Source organism: Pseudomonas sp. SA195 (assembly GCF_054131565.1).
In genome coordinates, this window is sequence record NZ_CP096392.1 from 465,778 (window position 1) to 482,464 (window position 16,687).

Here is a 16,687-nt window from a genome sequence, read left to right on the forward strand (position 1 = left end):
ATAGATCGGAAGCCCCGCTCGGTGCTGGCGGGGCCCGTTTGCTCGCCGCGTCAGAAGTGCAGCGAAGGGCCGGGCTTGTTGCCCTCCGGAAACTTCAGGCCGACCTTGCGCACCTGGCCGTGCTCCATGGCGGCGATGGTCCAAATAAGGCCGTTCCACTCGATCTGGTCGCCGGTGACGGGTTTACCGCCGACACGTTCTGCAATGAATTGGCCGATCTGCATTCGGCCATCGATGTCGCCGAGCTTGAGGCCATAAAGCGCGGCCAGTGCGCTCATCTCGGCTTCGCTTTCAAGGATGAAATCACCAAAGAAGCGCATGTCCCGGCCGCGTTCTGGCGCCTCGCTGAACAGCTTGCCGAGGGCCGGCAGATCTTCTTCATGACCGATCACACAAAGAATGTCATCCACCTGCAGGCGGGTGCTGCCGGAAGGGTGCAATAGCGCACGGCCTCGAAAGAGTGCCGCGATGCGCGTACCGGCTGGCATCTTCAGCTCACGCAATGCCGCGCCAACGCACCATTTTTTGGCGTTGAGTCGGTAGATGAACAGTTCCCACTGGCTGGTGGTATGGATCTGCAGGCCGGCGCGGGATATCGGCATAGGCGAGGGCGGCACCTCGACTTTGGCCTTCTTCGCGGCCCAGGTCAGCGTGGTTCCCTGAAGCAGCAGCGACACCAGCACGATGAAGAACGCCACGTTGAAGAACAGCTGTGCATTCTCCAGCCCGGCCATCAGCGGAAACACGGCGAGAATCACCGGCACTGCGCCGCGCAAGCCGATCCAGGAGATGAACAGGCGCTCGCGCAATTGGAAACTGCGAAACGGCAACAGACCGATGAACACGGCGAGTGGACGAGCGAAGAGGATCATCCACAGCGACAGCGCCAGCGCAGGGAGGGCGATGGGCAACAGGTTGCTGGGTGTGAGCAATAGGCCGAGCACGAGGAACATGCCGATCTGGCTGAGCCAGGCGAGGCCATCGAACATGTGCAGGATGCCGTGGCGGTTGCGAATCGGCCGGTTGCCCAACAGCAGGCCGCAGACGTAGACCGCGAGGATGCCGCTGCCGCCAATGGCACCTGATAGCGCGTAGATCATGATGCCGCCGGCCACGGCCAGCAGCGGATAGAGGCCGTCGGCGACCGAGAGGCGGTTGATCAATTGCAACAGCAGCCAGCCGCCGCCGAGGCCCAGCAGGGTGCCGATGCCGAACTGCTGTACCAGGTTGAGGAAGAAGCCCCAGCCGAAGCCCGTCTGGCCCGAGGCGATCATGTCGATCAGTGCGACGGTGAGGAACATCGCCATCGGATCGTTGCTGCCCGATTCGATCTCCAGCGTCGAGCCGACGCGTTCATTCAGCCCGCGACCGTTAAGGAGGTTGAACACCACCGCCGCATCGGTCGAGCCGACGATCGCGCCGATCAGCAAGCCCTGCATCAGCGGTATGTCGAAAAGCCAGGCGGCGGCGAGGCCGGTGAGGCCGGAGGTGACCACGACGCCAGCGGTGGCCAGCGAGAACGCCGGCCAGAGTGCAACGCGGAAGGTCGCCGCGCGGGTCCGCATACCCCCGTCGAGCAGGATGATGGCCAGCGCCAGGTTGCTGATAAGAAAGGCGAGCGAGTAGTCGTCGAAAACGATGCCGCCGATGCCGTCGACACCGGCGAGCATACCGACGGCGAGAAAGATGACCAGGATCGGCACGCCAAGGCGTGTCGACAACGAGCTCATCAGGATGCTGGCCGCCACCAACAGGGCACCGATGAAAAACAGTTGGTTGATATGGCCAATATCCAAACGCGCGCTCCGGGTTAGTGCTAGCTGGCAGTCTATGCAGGCTGCATGCCAGCGATTCTAACCCGCTGATTTGACGCGCTGTCAAAAATGCCTGACGCAGCGACAGGCGTGTCGGATCGGCTGGCTTCCGGTCAGCCGATCCGCGCGGAGGGGATCAGAACCACGACGCCTGCATCGCCAGGCAGGTGTCGTCGCGCTCGGCCAGTAGCGCCAGTTCGTGATGGCAGCCCGGCACTTCCCACGTCAGGAAGTAGCGCGCGGCCTGTAACTTGCCTCGGTAGAAGTCCTCGTCGGCCGCGTTGCCCTTCGCCAGTCCCTGTTCGGTATGTATCGCCTGTTCCAGCCAGCGCCAGCCGATCACCGCATGGCCAAACACCTTCAGGTACAACGCCGAATTGGCCAGGGCCAAGTTGACCTTGCCCGCCATGAGGTCGCCAAGCAGCGCCTGGGTCACTTCGGTCAGGCGCGCCACCAGTGTCTCCAGCGGCTGGCGCAGCGCGTCGAGCGAGCCGAACTCCCGAGCGCGCCCGCACGTGCCTTGAATCAGGCCAAGCAGTTGGCGCAGCGCGGCGCCGCCGTTCTGCATCAGCTTGCGGCCGAGCAGGTCCAGCGACTGAATGCCGTGGGTGCCCTCGTGGATTGGGTTCAGGCGATTGTCGCGGTAGTACTGTTCCACCGGGTATTCGCGGGTATAGCCGTGGCCGCCGAGAATTTGAATGGCTAGCTCGTTGGCCTTGAGACAGAACTCAGACGGCCAGGACTTGACGATGGGGGTGAGCAGGTCGAGCAGCTCGTGTGCCGTCTTGCGCGCCTCTTCGGTTGTCGCCGTCTGCTCTTCGTCGACCAGGCGGGCTGCGTACAGCCCCAGATCGAACGCGCCTTCGACATAGGCCTTTTGCGTCAGCAGCATGCGCCGTACATCGGTGTGCTCGATGATCGGCACCTGTGCCGAGGTCGGGTCCTTGCCGTCCGGCAGGCGGCCCTGCGGACGTTCGCGGGCATAATCGAGCGAATACAGGTAGCCGGCGTAGCCGAGCATGATGGCGCCCATACCCACGCCGATCCGCGCGTCGTTCATCATCTGAAACATGTACGACAGGCCTTTGTGGGGCTCGCCGACGAGGTAACCGACGCATTCGCCGTGATCGCCGAAATTCAGCGCCGTGCTGGTTGTGCCGCGCCAGCCCATCTTATGGAACAGACCGGCAAGCACCACGTCATTGCGCTTGCCGATACTGCCGTCGTCGTTGACCAGGAACTTGGGCACGATGAACAGGCTGATGCCTTTCACGCCGGGCGGTGCGTCCGGCAGCTTGGCCAGCACCATGTGCACGATGTTTTCCGACAGCCCGTGGTCGCCGCCGGAGATGAATATCTTGTTGCCCTTCAGCCGGTAGCTGCCGTCGCCGGCCGGCTCGGCACGGGTGCGCAGGTCCGACAGGGACGAGCCCGCATGCGGTTCGGTCAGCGCCATGGTGCCGAAGAAGCGGCCTTCGATCATCGGCTGCAGAAAGCGCTGTTTCTGCTCATCGCTGCCGAACACCTCGATCAGATGCGCGGCGCCCATCGACAGCATCGGGTAAGACGAGGTGCCGATGTTGGCCGCCTGGAAATGCGCAAAGCACGCCCGGGATAGCAGGTTCGGTAGCTGCATGCCGCCTTCGTCGAAACCGCGCGAGGCGTTGTGGAAGCCGGCTTCGATGAACGCGTCGACGGCGGGCTTCACTTCAGGGATCAACAATGCTTCGCCGTCCCGATATTCAGGCTCGTTTTCGTCGGCCTTGCGGTTGTGCGGAGCGAACAATTCCGCGGCGATGCTGCGTGCCGTGTCGAGCGCGGCGTCAAATGTTTCGCGGCTGTGGTCGGCGAAGCGCTCTCGTTGGGTCAACGACTCGGCATCGAGCACTTCGTAGAGTTCGAAGGCCAGGTTGCGCGGGCAGAGCAAAGTCTCGGGCATGGAAAATCCTCCGTGTACATGCGCTCGAGTCTAAGGACGCGTCAAGCGGACTGCCTAGCACCATACATTCGGGTGATGGAGCGGCACAGTCGCGCTTTCTGCAGCTTGCTCGGCGGGGCCTCAGCGTGCCCGTGTCGCGAAGAAATCGAGTAGTTGAGCGAGGTGGCCCTCGCCGATGCCCGCCTCGACCAGATGCTGATCGCCGCGTGCCAGGTGCTCTTCGATCTGCTGGCGGGCCGCTTCCGGTCCGAGTAGCGCGACCACAGTGCTCTTGCCCGCGTCCTTGCCCGAATCCTTGCCGCTCTGCTGGGAGCTGAGTCCATCAGCCAGATCGTCGAGCAGTTGGAAGGCGAGGCCCAGCTCAGTGGCGAACCCCGTGAGGTGGCGCGTACAGCTGGCGCTGGCATCGGCCATCAGAGCAGCGGATTCGACGGCTGCGGTGAACAGCGGGCAGGTCTTCAGGCGGTTGGTGTGCGCGATGGCTTCCAACGGACGAGAACGCTGGCCTTCGCGCAGGTCGTGATATTGGCCGCGCACCAAGCCCTGGGCGCCGGTGGCCTGAGCCAGCAGGCGAACCAGCTGGTTGCGGGTCGAGGCGGGCAAGGCACCAGCCGAGGCGGCGATGCCAAAGGCTTGGCTCAGCAGCGCGACGGAGCCGAGCACAGCGACGTCTTCACCGTATTGGCGGTGGATGGTCGGGCGACCTCGGCGCAACTCGGCGTTGTCCATGCAGGGCATGTCATCGAGAAACAGGGAGGCGGCGTGAACCATTTCCAACGCACAAGCCAGGTCGAGCCCGGCGTCCGAGGCGGGAGCGCCCGGCTGCAAGTCTTTCAGGGTCAACAGGAGCAGCAGCGGGCGGACTCGCTTGCCCGGTGCCAGGGTGCCGTCGCGCATGGCAGTAGCGATCGCATCCTGTTGGGGTGCAAGCGGCAGCCACTGGCCAAGGCGTTCATCGACCTGTGCACGCAGCTCACTGACTGTCCGCTCGAAGTCGTGTTGCGTGTTCGGCAAAGCGATGGCCATGACGACCTCCTGTATCGTTTTTCATTAGATATCGTGACAATACCTGTACAGCGTGTATAAGTCTTGGCACTTTTAATGACCACACCCGTCCACATAAGGTCATCGAACGAGGCGCTGCATGAGCAAAGAAACTATTGCGGAACGTAAGAATGATCACCTGGACATCGTTCTCGACCCGCGCCGCGCCTGTTCCACAGTGGACTCGGGCTTCGCCGCCCTGACGTTCGAGCACTGCGCGGCGCCGGAGTTGCGTCTCGAGGACGTCGATATTCGTGCCGTGTTGTTCGGCCGGACACTCTCTGCGCCGCTGCTTATAAGCTCGATGACTGGCGGTGCAGCGCGCGCGTCCCAAATCAATCGCCACCTGGCCGAAGCCGCCGAAGCCTTGGGCATAGCGCTCGGGGTCGGCTCGCAGCGCATTGCCTTGGAAACCGGCGCGGACCAGGGCCTGACCCGACAGTTGCGGCAGCTCGCCCCTTCGGTGCCGCTGCTAGCCAACTTCGGCGCCGCGCAGCTGGTCGCCGGCTATGGCATCGACGAAGCGCAGCGCGCCGTCGACATGATCGAAGCCGACGCGCTGATCATTCATCTCAATCCCTTGCAGGAGGCCGTGCAGGTGGGTGGTGATCGTGACTGGCGCGGTGTGCTCGCCGCAATCGAGGCGCTGGCGCTGCGCCTGCCAGTGCCGCTGATCGCCAAGGAAGTCGGGGCCGGTATCTCGCCAGCCGTCGCCCTGCGCCTGCTCCAGGCCGGCGTATCGGTGATCGATGTCGCCGGGGCCGGTGGGACCAGTTGGGCCGCGGTCGAATCGGAGCGCACGCAAAGCCCCCGTCAGCGGGCGATCGCCAAAGCGTTCACCGGTTGGGGAATCCCCAGTGCCCAGGCGATTGCTGGCGTACGGCACGCGTGCCCGGACGCCTACCTGATCGCGTCGGGCGGCATCCGCGATGGCATCGATGTGGCCAAGGCGATCCGCCTCGGTGCCGACCTCGTCGGCCAGGCGGCTGGCGTGCTGGATGCGGCGCTGGTCGGGCCGGAAGCGGTGGTCGAGCATTTCCAGATCATGATCGAGCAGCTGCGAATCGCCTGTTTCTGCACCGGTTCGCCCGACCTGGTGGCGCTGGCGCAGGCGCCGCTGCTGCCGGCTTTCGACCCGACCGCCCTCTGATGCGCGGGCTGTCCGCAGTGGGTCTCTGGTCGAGGGTTTCTCAATGACGCATTTCGCGGTTGTCGCGCCGCCATTCCATAGCCATCTGCGTGCAATGGAGGCCATCGCCGCGCAGTTAATCGGCCGAGGCCATCGGGTTACCTTCGTGCAGCAGGCGGATGTCGCTCAGGCGCTGCGCCACCCGCAGGTCGGCTTTGCCCAGGTGGGCGCCGGCTCGCATCCGCCGGGCTCGCTGGCGGCTATCGTCAACCGCGCCGCGCGCCCCGGAGGGCCTTGGGGGATTCGCCGGGTAATCGCCGACATGGCCGAGGCAACCGAGATGTACTGCCGCGACGCACCGGCGCTCTTGCGTTCCATCGGCGCCGAGGCGCTGCTGGCCGACCAGATGGAGCCAGCAGGTGGGCTGCTTGCCGAACACCTCGGGTTGCCCTTCGTCTCGGTGGCCTGCGCATTGCCGGTCAACCGGGAAGCGCTGGTGCCGCTGCCCGTGATGCCGTGGCGTTATCGGTCCACCCCTTGGGGCGAGCAGCTGAACCTGCACAGCAGCAATGTGTACGACCGTGCCATGCAGCCGCACGCACGGGTCATCGCGCGCTACGCCGCGGCTTTCGGCCTGCCGCCGCGTCAGCGCCTGGACCAGTGCCTGTCGCCGATGCTGCAACTGAGCCAGACCACGCCCGGCTTCGATTTTCCGCGTACCGCACTTCCCGCTCACTTTCATGGCGTTGGCCCGCTGCGTTCGTCGCTGGCCGACGAGCCCGCATTGGATGTGCCGGTTAGTCATGGCCGCCCCTTCGTATTCGCCTCCCTGGGCACGTTACAAGGCGACCGTTTTGCGTTGTTCGAGCGGATCGCCGAAGCCGCTCGAGAGCTCGACGTGCAACTGCTCATCGCTCATTGCGGCCGGCTGGGGAGCGCGCAGGAGAGCCGCTTGCTCAAGGCCGGTGCAGGGTGGGTCACGGACTTCGCGCCGCAACGCGCCGTGCTGGCTCGCGCTGATGCGCTGATTACCCATGCGGGGCTGAACACCGTGCTGGATGCGCTGGAGGCGGGTGTGCCGAGCCTGGCGCTACCGATCGCGTTCGATCAGCCCGGCGTGGCGGCGCGAGTGGTGCATGCCGGCGTCGGGCTCAAACTGGATCCACGGCTGGCCAGCCGACGACGCATCGTCGTGGCCCTACGCCGGTTATTGCGCGAACCGGGGTTCTCCCAGCGCGCGGGCAGCCTCGGCTCAGAAGTGCGGGCGGCTGGCGGTGCGCCACGTGCCGCCGAATTGATCGAGGCGGCGCTTGCCGTCGAATCGCTTCCTGTTCGGAGGCCCGAGCATGGCTGACGCGGACCTGATCCTGGTTGGCGGCGGCCTGGCCAACGGTCTGCTCGCCCTTCGCCTACGGCAGGAGCGGCCGGATCTGCGCGTGCTCATCCTCGAACAGGGCGAGACCCTCGGCGGCAATCACACCTGGTCGTTCCATGAGCATGACCTCATGGCCGAGCAGCACGCCTGGCTGGCACCGCTGGTGGCGCATCGTTGGCCGGGTTACGAGGTGATCTTTCCCGAGTTACGGCGTCAGCTGGGCAGTGGTTACGCAAGCATTTTCTCCTCGCGCTTTCATCAACATCTGCTGGACGAGTTGGGTCAGCGGGTTCTTCTGGGCTGCGAGGTGGTGGCGGTGGAGCCGCGGCGCGTGCGGCTGGCCAGCGGGCAGACGCTAGCGGCGGGCGCTGTGATCGACGGGCGCGGCGTGCGTCGCAGCGCGCGGCTTGCGCTGGGCTTCCAGAAGTTTCTTGGCCAGGAGCTGCGCCTACAGCAGCCCCATGGCCTGCTGGCGCCCATCATCATGGATGCCAGCGTCTCCCAGCACGACGGCTATCGCTTCATCTACGTATTGCCGCTCAGTACCGACAGCCTGCTGATCGAGGACACCTACTACGCCGACGGCGATCAGGTGGCGCCCGATACGCTGCGTGAAAATATCGTGCGCTACGCGCAGAGCCGCGGTTGGGCAATCCGCGAGGTACTGCGCGAAGAGCAAGGCGTGCTGCCTATCGTGCTGTCTGGCGATATCGCGGGTTTTTGGGAAGAGGCGAGAGGCGTACCGCAAAGCGGGCTCTCGGCGGCCTTGTTTCACCCAACGACGGGCTATTCGCTACCCGATGCGGTGCGCCTGGCCGACCATCTCGTACGGCTCGATCGCTGGGATGCAGGCAGTCTGTTTACCTCGGTTCGCGACTATTCAACGCTGCAATGGCGGCGGCGCGGCTTTTTTCGCCAGCTCAATCGCATGCTGTTCATGGCCGGCACAGCGGATCGTCGCTGGGCGGTGATGCAGCGCTTTTACCGCCTGCGAGAGCCGCTGATTCAGCGCTTTTACGCAGCCGACCTGACCGTCTGGGACCGATTGCGCATCGTCTCGGGCAAACCTCCCGTGCCGGTGGGCGAAGCGCTACGCGCGCTGGCCGCCAGCGATCTGCACAAGGAAACACGATGAACCAGGCAACAGGCAGTGCGCCCAGGCGGGCGGTGGTGATCGGCGCCGGTTTCGGCGGCTTGGCGTTGGCGATTCGTTTGCAGCGCGCAGGCATCCAGACAACGTTGTTGGAGAAGCGCGACAAGCCGGGTGGACGCGCCTATGTGTATCAGGATCAGGGGTTCACCTTCGACGCCGGCCCAACCGTCATTACAGACCCACCGGCGCTCGATGAGCTTTTCACTGGCACCGGCAAGCGCATGGCCGACTACGTCGAGCTGCTGCCGGTCAGCCCCTTCTACCGGCTGTGCTGGGAGGACGGCTACAGCTTCGACTACGTCAATGATCAGGCCGAGCTGGACCGGCAAATCCATGCCCTGAACCCGAAGGATGTCGCCGGCTATCAGCGCTTTCTCGCCTATTCGCGGGCGGTGTACGAGGAGGGCTACGTCAAGCTCGGCACCGTGCCCTTCCTGTCGTTTCGCAGCATGATCGGCGTCGCGCCGCAGCTGGCCAAGCTGCAGGCCTGGCGCAACGTGTACAGCATGGTGGCCAAGTTCGTGGAGAACGACCGTCTGCGCCAGGCGCTCTCCTTTCACTCGCTGCTGGTCGGCGGCAATCCGTTCGAGACCTCGTCCATCTACGCGCTGATCCATGCCCTGGAGCGCCAGGGCGGTGTCTGGTTTCCCCGCGGCGGCACCGGGGCGCTGGTGCAGGGGATGGTCCGGCTGTTCGAGGATCTGGGCGGCAGGCTGGAGCTGAACGCCGAGGTCGCGCGGATCGAGCTGGAGGCTGGACGCGCGAAGGCCGTGATCACCGGTGACGGTCGCCGCTTCGACACCGATGCGGTGGCTTCCAACGCGGATGTGGTCAACACCTACAAGCAGCTGCTCGGGCATGAGGAGCGTGGTCGCGATGAGGCCAAACGGCTTTCCGGCAAGCGTTTCTCGATGTCGCTGTTCGTCATTCATTTCGGCCTCAAGCGCCGTCATGAGCACCTGCAGCATCACACGGTGTGCTTCGGCCCGCGTTACCGCGAGCTGATCGACGAGATCTTCAAGCGCGAGACGCTGGCAGACGACTTTTCCCTCTACCTGCACGCGCCCTGCGTCACCGATCCTTCGCTGGCGCCGGAAGGCTGCGCCAGCCATTACGTGCTGGCGCCGGTGCCGCACCTGGGCACGGCGGATATCGACTGGGCGGAGGAGGGGCCAAAGTACCGCGACCGCATCTTCGAGTACCTGGAGCGGCACTACATGCCGGGGCTGCGTGGCGATCTCGTGACTCACCGGATCTTCACGCCGCAGGATTTTCGCGAGGAGCTCAACGCCCATCTCGGGTCGGCGTTTTCGCTGGAGCCGATCCTCACCCAGAGCGCCTGGTTCCGCCCGCACAACCGCGACGACGTGATTCCCAACCTCTATATCGTCGGCGCCGGCACTCACCCGGGTGCCGGCGTGCCGGGCGTCGTCGGTTCGGCCAAGGCCACCGCCGGGCTGATGCTGGAGGACTTCATGTTGAAGGGGCAGGCCGGATGAACGATCAGGTCATCGATCACTCCACTCAGGCGATCAATGTCGGCTCCAAGAGCTTCGCCGCCGCGGCAAAGCTGTTCGACGAGCGCACCCGCCAGAGCGCGGTGATGCTCTACGCCTGGTGCCGTCATTGCGACGACGTGATCGACGGGCAGACGCTGGGCCACGGTCAGGTCGAAGGCGACCGCGCCACCGGCGAAGCGAGACTGGCTGAGCTGGTGGACCTCACCGAGCGCGCCTACGCTGGCGAGCCGATGGCCGATCCGGCGTTCGCCGCCTTCCAGCAGGTGATCCAGCGGCACCGGATTCCCAAGGCCCATCCGCTGGAGCATCTGGCGGGTTTTCGCATGGATGTGCAGGGCTACCGCTACCAGACCCTCGACGACACCCTGCTGTACTGCTACCGCGTTGCCGGCGTGGTGGGCCTGATGATGGCGCGGGTGATGGGCGCCGAGGCGGAGCCGACGCTGGATCGCGCCTGTGATCTGGGCTTGGCCTTTCAGCTGACCAACATTGCCCGCGATATCGTCGAGGATGCGCAGATCGGCCGCGTCTACCTGCCGGCCGAGTGGCTGGCGGAGGTGGGTATTCCAGAGGCCGAGGTCGCGCTGCCTCAGCATCGTGCCGCGTTGGCGACGCTGGCGGCGCGCCTGGTGGATCTGGCCGAGCCCTATTATCAGTCGGCGTCTCAGGGCTTGCGCGACCTACCGCTACGCTCGGCCTGGTCGATCGCCACCGCCCATGGCGTCTACCGGCAGATCGGCGTCGAGGTGAAAGCGCGCGGCGCGGCGGCCTGGGATGCGCGGGTGTCGACGAGCAAAGGGCAGAAGCTGCAGTTCCTGCTGGGGGGCGGAGTGCTGGCGCTGGCCTCGCGGCGGATGCAGGTCAGGCCGCGTCCTGACGATCTCTGGAGACGTCCTCGCTAGCGCTCGCCTTGCGCAGCGGCCCGTCGTGCAGCTCGCGCAACTGGCGCTTGAGCACCGGCAGCGGCGGCGCGTAGAGAAAGCCGAAGGACACGCAGCGCTCCTTGCCTTCGACCGCGTGGTGCAGACGGTGCGCCTGATACAGCCGCTTGAGGTAGCCGTTGCGCGGCACGTAGCGCAGCGGCCAGCGGTGATGGACCAGCCCGTCATGGGCGACGAAATAGAGAAAGCCGTAGGCCGTCATCCCGGCGCCGATCCATTCCAGCGGGTGATAACCTGCCGTGCCGAGGGCGATCAGCCCGATCGCCACGCCAGCGAACACCACCGCATAGAGGTCGTTCTTCTCGAACCAGCCGCTGCGCGGCTCGTGGTGCGACTTGTGCCAACCCCAGCCCCAGCCGTGCATCACGTACTTGTGTGCCCACCAGGCGAAGACTTCCATGCCGGCCAGGGTGGCGAGAAAAACGAGTGCGTTGGTCAACAGGCTCATACCGGTCCTTCCATCTGCAGGTGAGCACAGTCTACGCCCTGCGGCGCGCCAGTCGAGTCCGGCGCCGACGCCTGGCGGGCATCTTCAGAGTCGCCACCCCGCAGCCAGTTCAGCGGTCAGGCGCGCTGCGCCAATGGCCCGACAGCCGCTGGCGTTCTGCCCGGCCCAAAGGGGCGAGAAATCGTTCACGCCGGCGGGCTCGGCCTGGCTGCGCAGGCGTGCGATGGCATTGCCGGCCAGCGGGAAGGCGGGCACCGCGGCCGGGCGGGGGCCGAGTTCGCGGATCAGGCGATTGACGATGCCGCGCGCCGGACGACCGGAAAACAGTGTGGTCAGCACCGTCTGCTCGACGCCAGGGCTCTGCAGTGCCTGGCGGTGCAGGGGGCTGGCGCGGCTCTCGTCGCACAGCAGGTAAGCCGTGCCAATCTGCACGCCGGCAGCGCCCAGCGCTTGCGCGGCCGCGACGCCCTGCGCATCGGCGATCCCGCCGGCCGCGATCACGGGCAGGTCCAGCGCGGCGACCAACTGGGGTAGCAGCGCGAAGGTGCCGACCTGGCCGTCGAGGTCATCGCTCAGGAACAGCCCGCGGTGGCCGCCGGCCTCCAGCCCCTGCGCAATCACCGCATCGACGCCTTTCGCCTGCAGCCAGCGGCCTTCTTCGAGCGTGGTGGCGCTGGACAGCACCTTGGCTCCGGTCGCCCTGACGCGCTGTAGCAATGCCTCGTCGGGCAGCCCGAAGTGAAAGCTGACCACCGCCGGCCGGTGCCGCTCCACCACCTCGGCCATCGCCGCGTCGAAGGGGCGGCGCGTGGCGCCATCCGGGATGCTCGTCGGCTCGATGCCATGCGCCGCCAGATAGGGCACCAGCAGGTCGAGCCAAGCCTGGTTGCGCGCCGGGTCGGCGGGGCGCGTGCGATGGCAGAAGAAATTGACGTTGTAGGGCTTGCGGGTGAGGGCGCCCATGGCGGTCAGTTCGGCGTCGAGCAGGTTCGCATCGAGCATGCCCGCTGGAATCGAGCCCAGTCCGCCGGCATTGGAGACGGCCGCCGCGAGCTCATGGTTCTGCGAACCGGCCATGGGCGCCTGGATGAGCGGCAGGCTGATCTGGAAAAGGTCGCGGATGTCCATCGAGGTTCCTCGGGCTGCTTGGGCGGGCCCCACACTGTAGCAGCCGCCGGTCGAGGTTCGGCATCGGGGCGTGCCGCGCGCCCCTGCGAATCGGGGCGCCGCACGGTTAGACTGTGCGCTCTTCAGGAGTACCCGATGAACTACCGCCACGCCTTTCATGCCGGCAACCATGCCGATGTCGTCAAACACCTCGTGTTGTCCCGCCTGTTCGCCCTGTTGTCACGCAAGGAGGCGCCGCTCGCCTACCTCGATAGCCATGCCGGCGTCGGTCTGTATGACCTGGCTGGCGACCAGGCCAGCCGCACCGGCGAATGGCTGCAAGGCATCGCGCGCCTGTGGCAGGCCGATGACGTGCCGGCTTCGGTGGCGGGCTACCTCGAGACGGTCCGCGCACTCAACCGCGATGGCGAACTGCGCTACTACCCTGGCTCGCCGGAGTTGGCACGACGCCTGACCCGCCCGCAGGACCGGCTGCACCTCAACGAAAAGCACCCCGAGGATGGCCGCCTACTGAAGGACAACATGGCCGGCGACCGTCGCGTCGCCGTGCACCTTGGCGAAGGCTGGCACGTGCCCCGGGCTCTGATGCCGACGGCCGAGAAACGTGTTGTGCTCCTGATCGATCCGCCGTTCGAAAAAGCTGATGAGCTGAGCCGCTGCGTCCAGGCGCTCGAAGAGGCATTGGGCCGCATGCGCCAGACAATCGGCGTGATCTGGTACCCGATCAAGGATGAGCGTCAGCTCAAGCGGTTCTATCAGGACCTGTCACGCAGTGGTGCGCCGAAGCTGCTGCGCGCTGAGCTGTTCGTCCATCCTACCGACGAGGCGCTGCGATTGAACGGCTCTGGTCTCGCGATCAGCAATCCGCCGTGGGGGCTGGAAGAGGAACTGCGCGAACTGTTGCCCTGGCTGGCCAAGCTGCTCGGCCAGACCGAGGGCGGCTGGCGGCTCGATTGGCTGGTGCAAGAGAAGTAACGGCTGAGCGTGCTTCAGCAAGCGATTCGCTTGGGTGAAGCCGGAATCCGGGCCGCGCCTCTCGCCTTTGGTAGGAGCGAGCTTGCTTGCGATCAGAGGCTATCGAGGCTGGGAGTCGCTGGGTTGTCCTGATCGCCAGCAAGCTGGTTCCTACAGGGTGAGCTAGGCCGGGGTGAATGTCGCGCTTACGTTCAACGTGACGCCAGTGGTGGATCGATGACGTGTGATCCACCCTACGAGGCCAGTCCGGGTTCTGGGCTTGGCTCTCTAGCTCAAAACAGCTTCAGCGGCTCTTCCTGCAGCGCTGCGATTTGCTCGCGCAGGATCAGTACTTGGTCGCCCCAGTACCGTTCGGTGCCGAACCAGGGAAAGCTCATCGGGAATGCCGGGTCATCCCAGCGGCGGGCGAGCCAGGCGCTGTAGTGCATCAGGCGCAGGGCACGCAAGGCCTCGATCAGCGGCAACTCGCGCGGGGTGAAATCATGGAATTCGCTGTAGCCGTCGACGAGTTCAGACAGTTGCGCCATGCGCTCGTGACGCTCGCCGGCGAGCATCATCCAGATGTCTTGTACCGAGGGGCCCATTCGGCAATCGTCCAGGTCGACGAGATGGAAGGCATCGTCCCGCGCCAGGATGTTGCCGGGGTGGCAGTCGCCATGCAGCCGGATCGGCTGAAAATCGGTTCGGGCGAATACGTCGTCGACGCGCTTCAACAGGTCCCGGGCGACCGACTCGTAGGCAGGTAGCAGCGATTTGGGTACGAAGCCACCGTCCAGCAGCGTGGCCAGCGAGGCGTGACCGAAATGTTGGGCATCCAGCGTCTCTCGATACTGGAAGGGCTGGCTCACGCTCACGGCGTGCATGCGGCCCAGCAGTTGGCCGAGCCGGTATAGCTGGTCTAGATTGCCCGGCTCCGGTGCACGCCCGCCACGGCGGGGAAAAAGCGCGAAGCGAAAGCCGGCATGTCCGAAGAGGGTGTGGCCGTCGCGCGCAAGCGGGGCGACGACAGGAATTTCGCGCTCGGCCAATTCCTGGCTGAACCGATGCTCTTCAAGGATCGCGGCATCGCTCCAGCGGCCCGGCCGGTAGAACTTCGCCACGAGCGGCGATTCTTCCTCGATGCCCACTTGGTAAACCCGATTTTCGTAGCTGTTGAGCGCCAATACGCGCGCATCGCTGAGCAGCCCGGTGCTCTCCACCGCATCGAGCACAAGGTCAGGGGTCAGTGTGTCGAAGGGGTGGCTCATGGTCGGCTCCGTAGGCGGGCAGCCAGTGTATTGCACTGGCGTGCATGCACAACCGCGAAGGCTATTCGCCGGGTTTCGGTGTACGGGCCAGGCAATAGACATCCACCCTCGCTGCGCCGGCGCGCTTGAGCACTCTGGCCAGCGCCTCGGCGGTGGCGCCGGTGGTCAGTACGTCATCGACGATCGCCAGGTGCCGCCCGGTCAGGGCATCCGGCGCAGTGAGCGCGAACGCCTGGCGCAGATTGCGCCGTCGGCTGGCCGCGTCCAGTTGCTGTTGTGAGGCGGTGTCGAGCGTTCGGCTGAGGGTGTCGTGCTCGACCGGCAGGGCCAGCGCGCGCCCCAGCCAATCGGCCAGCATGCCGGCCTGGTTGAAGCCGCGCTGGCGCAGGCGTTTTCGGGCTAGCGGAACGGTAACCAGTGCGTGTGGGCGAGGCAGGCCCTCATCGAACGCGTGATGCAAGTGACGGGCAAGTTGCTCGGCCAGTACCCGGCCAAGCGGCCATTGCGCGCGGTGCTTGAAGCGGCTGATCAGCGCATCGACCGGAAAGGCGAAACGCCACGGTACGACGACGTGATCGAAACTGGGCGGCCGCTTCTGGCACTCACCGCAGACCATCCCCGAGGCGGGCAGCGGCAGCGCGCAGATACTGCAGCACCCATTTAGCCAGGGCAGGTCGCCCTCGCAAGGGCCGCACACCGACTGGCCGAACTCGCAGGCGCCGTCACAAAGCGCGCATGAGTGATTAATTTTTAACCATTGGTAAACCATGCTTCCTTTCCTGGTTGACAGCTTTCCGCGCTTGGCTAACCATTTCGCATCCGTGCCAGGCCGCCGAGCCGCTATTAATTACAAGGATTGCTTATGAGCGCCACCACCGCTTCCGTTACCCGTCACGACTGGAGCCTCGCCGAAGTCAAGGCGCTCTTCGAGCAACCTTTCAATGACCTGATCTTCCAGGCTCAAGGCGTGCACCGCCAGCACTTCGATGCCAACCGCGTTCAGGTTTCGACATTGCTGTCGATCAAAACCGGTGCCTGCCCCGAAGACTGCAAATACTGTCCGCAATCAGGTCACTACAACACCGGTCTCGATAAAGAAAAGCTGATGGAAGTGCAGAAGGTGCTCGATGCGGCTGCCGAAGCCAAGGCCATCGGCTCGACGCGCTTCTGCATGGGTGCCGCCTGGAAGCACCCCTCCGCCAAGGACATGCCTTACGTCCTGAAGATGGTCGAGGGCGTGAAAGCCATGGGATTGGAAACCTGTATGACGCTTGGCAAGCTCGATCAGGAGCAGACCAAGGCGCTGGCCGCTGCAGGCCTGGATTACTACAACCACAACCTCGATACCTCGCCGGAGTTCTACGGCAACATCATCACCACCCGCACCTACGCCGACCGTCTGGAGACGCTGAGCTACGTCCGCGATGCGGGGATGAAGATCTGCTCCGGTGGCATCCTCGGCATGGGCGAGTCGCTGAACGACCGTGCCGGCCTGCTGATTCAGCTGGCCAACCTGCCCGAGCACCCGGAGTCGGTGCCGATCAACATGCTGGTCAAGGTCAAGGGCACGCCACTGGCCGAGGAACAGGACGTCGATCCCTTCGATTTCATTCGCATGCTCGCCGTGGCGCGGATCATGATGCCCAAGTCCCACGTTCGCCTGTCTGCCGGGCGCGAGCAGATGAACGAGCAGATGCAGGCCCTGGCCTTCCTCGCCGGTGCCAACTCGATCTTCTACGGCGAAAAGCTGCTGACCACCGGCAACCCGCAAGCTGACAAGGACATGCTGCTGTTCAAGCGCCTGGGCATTCAACCCGAAGCGCGCGAAGAGCATGACGACGAAGTGCACCAGGCCGCCATCGAGCAGGCGCTGGTCGAGCAGCGCGACAGCAAGCTGTTTTACGACGCCGCGTCGGCCTGATTAGCACGACCCCTGTGGCCGCGAAGCTCCTGCGGCTACAGGTTCGCCAGCAA

General features: G+C 65.1%; 14 protein-coding genes. 7 read left to right on the forward strand and 7 right to left on the reverse strand.

The window, feature by feature from the left end; all coding sequences use genetic code 11:
- Window positions 1–50: 50 nt before the first annotated feature.
- From M1D78_RS02110 to M1D78_RS02120, 3 genes are all read right to left on the reverse strand, one after another.
- Window positions 51–1,796 (reverse strand): potassium/proton antiporter, encoded by a 1,746-nt coding sequence (locus M1D78_RS02110; protein WP_437422211.1) that lies wholly within the window; start codon window positions 1,794–1,796, stop codon window positions 51–53.
- A 154-nt stretch (window positions 1,797–1,950) separates the two neighbouring features.
- Window positions 1,951–3,753: an acyl-CoA dehydrogenase gene (locus M1D78_RS02115; protein ID WP_437422210.1), complete on the reverse strand. Its 1,803-nt coding sequence runs from the start codon at window positions 3,751–3,753 to the stop codon at window positions 1,951–1,953.
- 120 nt (window positions 3,754–3,873) lie between these two features.
- Window positions 3,874–4,779 carry a polyprenyl synthetase family protein gene (locus M1D78_RS02120; protein ID WP_437422209.1) on the reverse strand — a complete coding sequence of 302 codons (906 nt, stop codon included), beginning with the start codon at window positions 4,777–4,779 and terminating at the stop codon, window positions 3,874–3,876.
- 118 nt (window positions 4,780–4,897) lie between these two features.
- Here M1D78_RS02120 and fni point away from each other — a divergent pair, with 118 nt between their 5' ends.
- From fni to M1D78_RS02145, 5 genes are read left to right on the forward strand one after another with little or no spacing between them, the layout of a single operon-like run.
- Window positions 4,898–5,947, forward strand: a complete 1,050-nt coding sequence (fni, locus tag M1D78_RS02125) for a type 2 isopentenyl-diphosphate Delta-isomerase (protein WP_437422208.1) — start codon at window positions 4,898–4,900, stop codon at window positions 5,945–5,947.
- Window positions 5,948–5,990: 43 nt separating this feature from the next.
- Window positions 5,991–7,280: a glycosyltransferase gene (locus tag M1D78_RS02130; RefSeq protein ID WP_437422207.1), complete on the forward strand. Its 1,290-nt coding sequence runs from the start codon at window positions 5,991–5,993 to the stop codon at window positions 7,278–7,280.
- Window positions 7,273–8,436, forward strand: a complete 1,164-nt coding sequence (gene crtY / locus M1D78_RS02135; RefSeq protein WP_437422206.1) for a lycopene beta-cyclase CrtY — start codon at window positions 7,273–7,275, stop codon at window positions 8,434–8,436. The genes M1D78_RS02130 and crtY overlap by 8 nt, the downstream gene beginning before the upstream one ends.
- Window positions 8,433–9,953, forward strand: coding sequence for a phytoene desaturase (locus tag M1D78_RS02140; protein WP_437422205.1), 1,521 nt, complete (start codon window positions 8,433–8,435; stop codon window positions 9,951–9,953). The genes crtY and M1D78_RS02140 overlap by 4 nt, the downstream gene beginning before the upstream one ends.
- Window positions 9,950–10,876, forward strand: coding sequence for a phytoene/squalene synthase family protein (locus M1D78_RS02145; RefSeq protein WP_437422204.1), 927 nt, complete (start codon window positions 9,950–9,952; stop codon window positions 10,874–10,876). Before M1D78_RS02140 ends, M1D78_RS02145 begins: the two co-directional genes overlap by 4 nt.
- On the opposite strand, the gene M1D78_RS02150 is transcribed toward M1D78_RS02145, so the two are convergent.
- Both M1D78_RS02150 and M1D78_RS02155 read right to left on the reverse strand, forming a co-directional pair.
- Complete coding sequence (locus M1D78_RS02150) at window positions 10,836–11,363, reverse strand: sterol desaturase family protein (RefSeq protein ID WP_437422203.1); 528 nt, start codon at window positions 11,361–11,363, stop codon at window positions 10,836–10,838. The genes M1D78_RS02145 and M1D78_RS02150 overlap by 41 nt on opposite strands.
- An 84-nt stretch (window positions 11,364–11,447) precedes the next feature.
- Window positions 11,448–12,491 (reverse strand): NAD(P)H-dependent flavin oxidoreductase, encoded by a 1,044-nt coding sequence (locus tag M1D78_RS02155; RefSeq protein WP_437422202.1) that lies wholly within the window; start codon window positions 12,489–12,491, stop codon window positions 11,448–11,450.
- A 135-nt stretch (window positions 12,492–12,626) separates the two neighbouring features.
- Here M1D78_RS02155 and M1D78_RS02160 point away from each other — a divergent pair, with 135 nt between their 5' ends.
- Complete coding sequence (locus M1D78_RS02160; RefSeq protein WP_437422201.1) at window positions 12,627–13,466, forward strand: 23S rRNA (adenine(2030)-N(6))-methyltransferase RlmJ; 840 nt, start codon at window positions 12,627–12,629, stop codon at window positions 13,464–13,466.
- A 272-nt stretch (window positions 13,467–13,738) separates the two neighbouring features.
- Here M1D78_RS02160 and M1D78_RS02165 read toward each other — a convergent pair whose 3' ends face one another.
- Window positions 13,739–14,713, reverse strand: a complete 975-nt coding sequence (locus M1D78_RS02165) for a serine/threonine protein kinase (protein ID WP_437422200.1) — start codon at window positions 14,711–14,713, stop codon at window positions 13,739–13,741.
- A gap of 61 nt (window positions 14,714–14,774) precedes the next feature.
- On the reverse strand, window positions 14,775–15,482 hold the full coding sequence (locus tag M1D78_RS02170; protein WP_437422199.1) for a ComF family protein: 708 nt from the start codon (window positions 15,480–15,482) through the stop codon (window positions 14,775–14,777).
- Window positions 15,483–15,575: 93 nt separating this feature from the next.
- On the opposite strand from M1D78_RS02170, the gene bioB reads away from it, so the two are divergent.
- Window positions 15,576–16,634 (forward strand): biotin synthase BioB, encoded by a 1,059-nt coding sequence (gene bioB, locus M1D78_RS02175; protein WP_437422198.1) that lies wholly within the window; start codon window positions 15,576–15,578, stop codon window positions 16,632–16,634.
- Window positions 16,635–16,687 lie beyond the last annotated feature (53 nt).

Coding starts and splice junctions, on each gene's coding strand:
- M1D78_RS02115 (WP_437422210.1), bottom strand. CDS start 3,753: ATGCCCGAGACTTTGCTCTGCCCGCGCAACCTGGCCTTCGAACTCTAC.
- M1D78_RS02120 (WP_437422209.1), bottom strand. CDS start 4,779: ATGGCCATCGCTTTGCCGAACACGCAACACGACTTCGAGCGGACAGTC.
- fni (WP_437422208.1), top strand. CDS start 4,898: ATGAGCAAAGAAACTATTGCGGAACGTAAGAATGATCACCTGGACATC.
- M1D78_RS02130 (WP_437422207.1), top strand. CDS start 5,991: ATGACGCATTTCGCGGTTGTCGCGCCGCCATTCCATAGCCATCTGCGT.
- crtY (WP_437422206.1), top strand. CDS start 7,273: ATGGCTGACGCGGACCTGATCCTGGTTGGCGGCGGCCTGGCCAACGGT.
- M1D78_RS02140 (WP_437422205.1), top strand. CDS start 8,433: ATGAACCAGGCAACAGGCAGTGCGCCCAGGCGGGCGGTGGTGATCGGC.
- M1D78_RS02145 (WP_437422204.1), top strand. CDS start 9,950: ATGAACGATCAGGTCATCGATCACTCCACTCAGGCGATCAATGTCGGC.
- M1D78_RS02150 (WP_437422203.1), bottom strand. CDS start 11,363: ATGAGCCTGTTGACCAACGCACTCGTTTTTCTCGCCACCCTGGCCGGC.
- M1D78_RS02155 (WP_437422202.1), bottom strand. CDS start 12,491: ATGGACATCCGCGACCTTTTCCAGATCAGCCTGCCGCTCATCCAGGCG.
- M1D78_RS02160 (WP_437422201.1), top strand. CDS start 12,627: ATGAACTACCGCCACGCCTTTCATGCCGGCAACCATGCCGATGTCGTC.
- M1D78_RS02165 (WP_437422200.1), bottom strand. CDS start 14,713: ATGAGCCACCCCTTCGACACACTGACCCCTGACCTTGTGCTCGATGCG.
- M1D78_RS02170 (WP_437422199.1), bottom strand. CDS start 15,482: ATGGTTTACCAATGGTTAAAAATTAATCACTCATGCGCGCTTTGTGAC.
- bioB (WP_437422198.1), top strand. CDS start 15,576: ATGAGCGCCACCACCGCTTCCGTTACCCGTCACGACTGGAGCCTCGCC.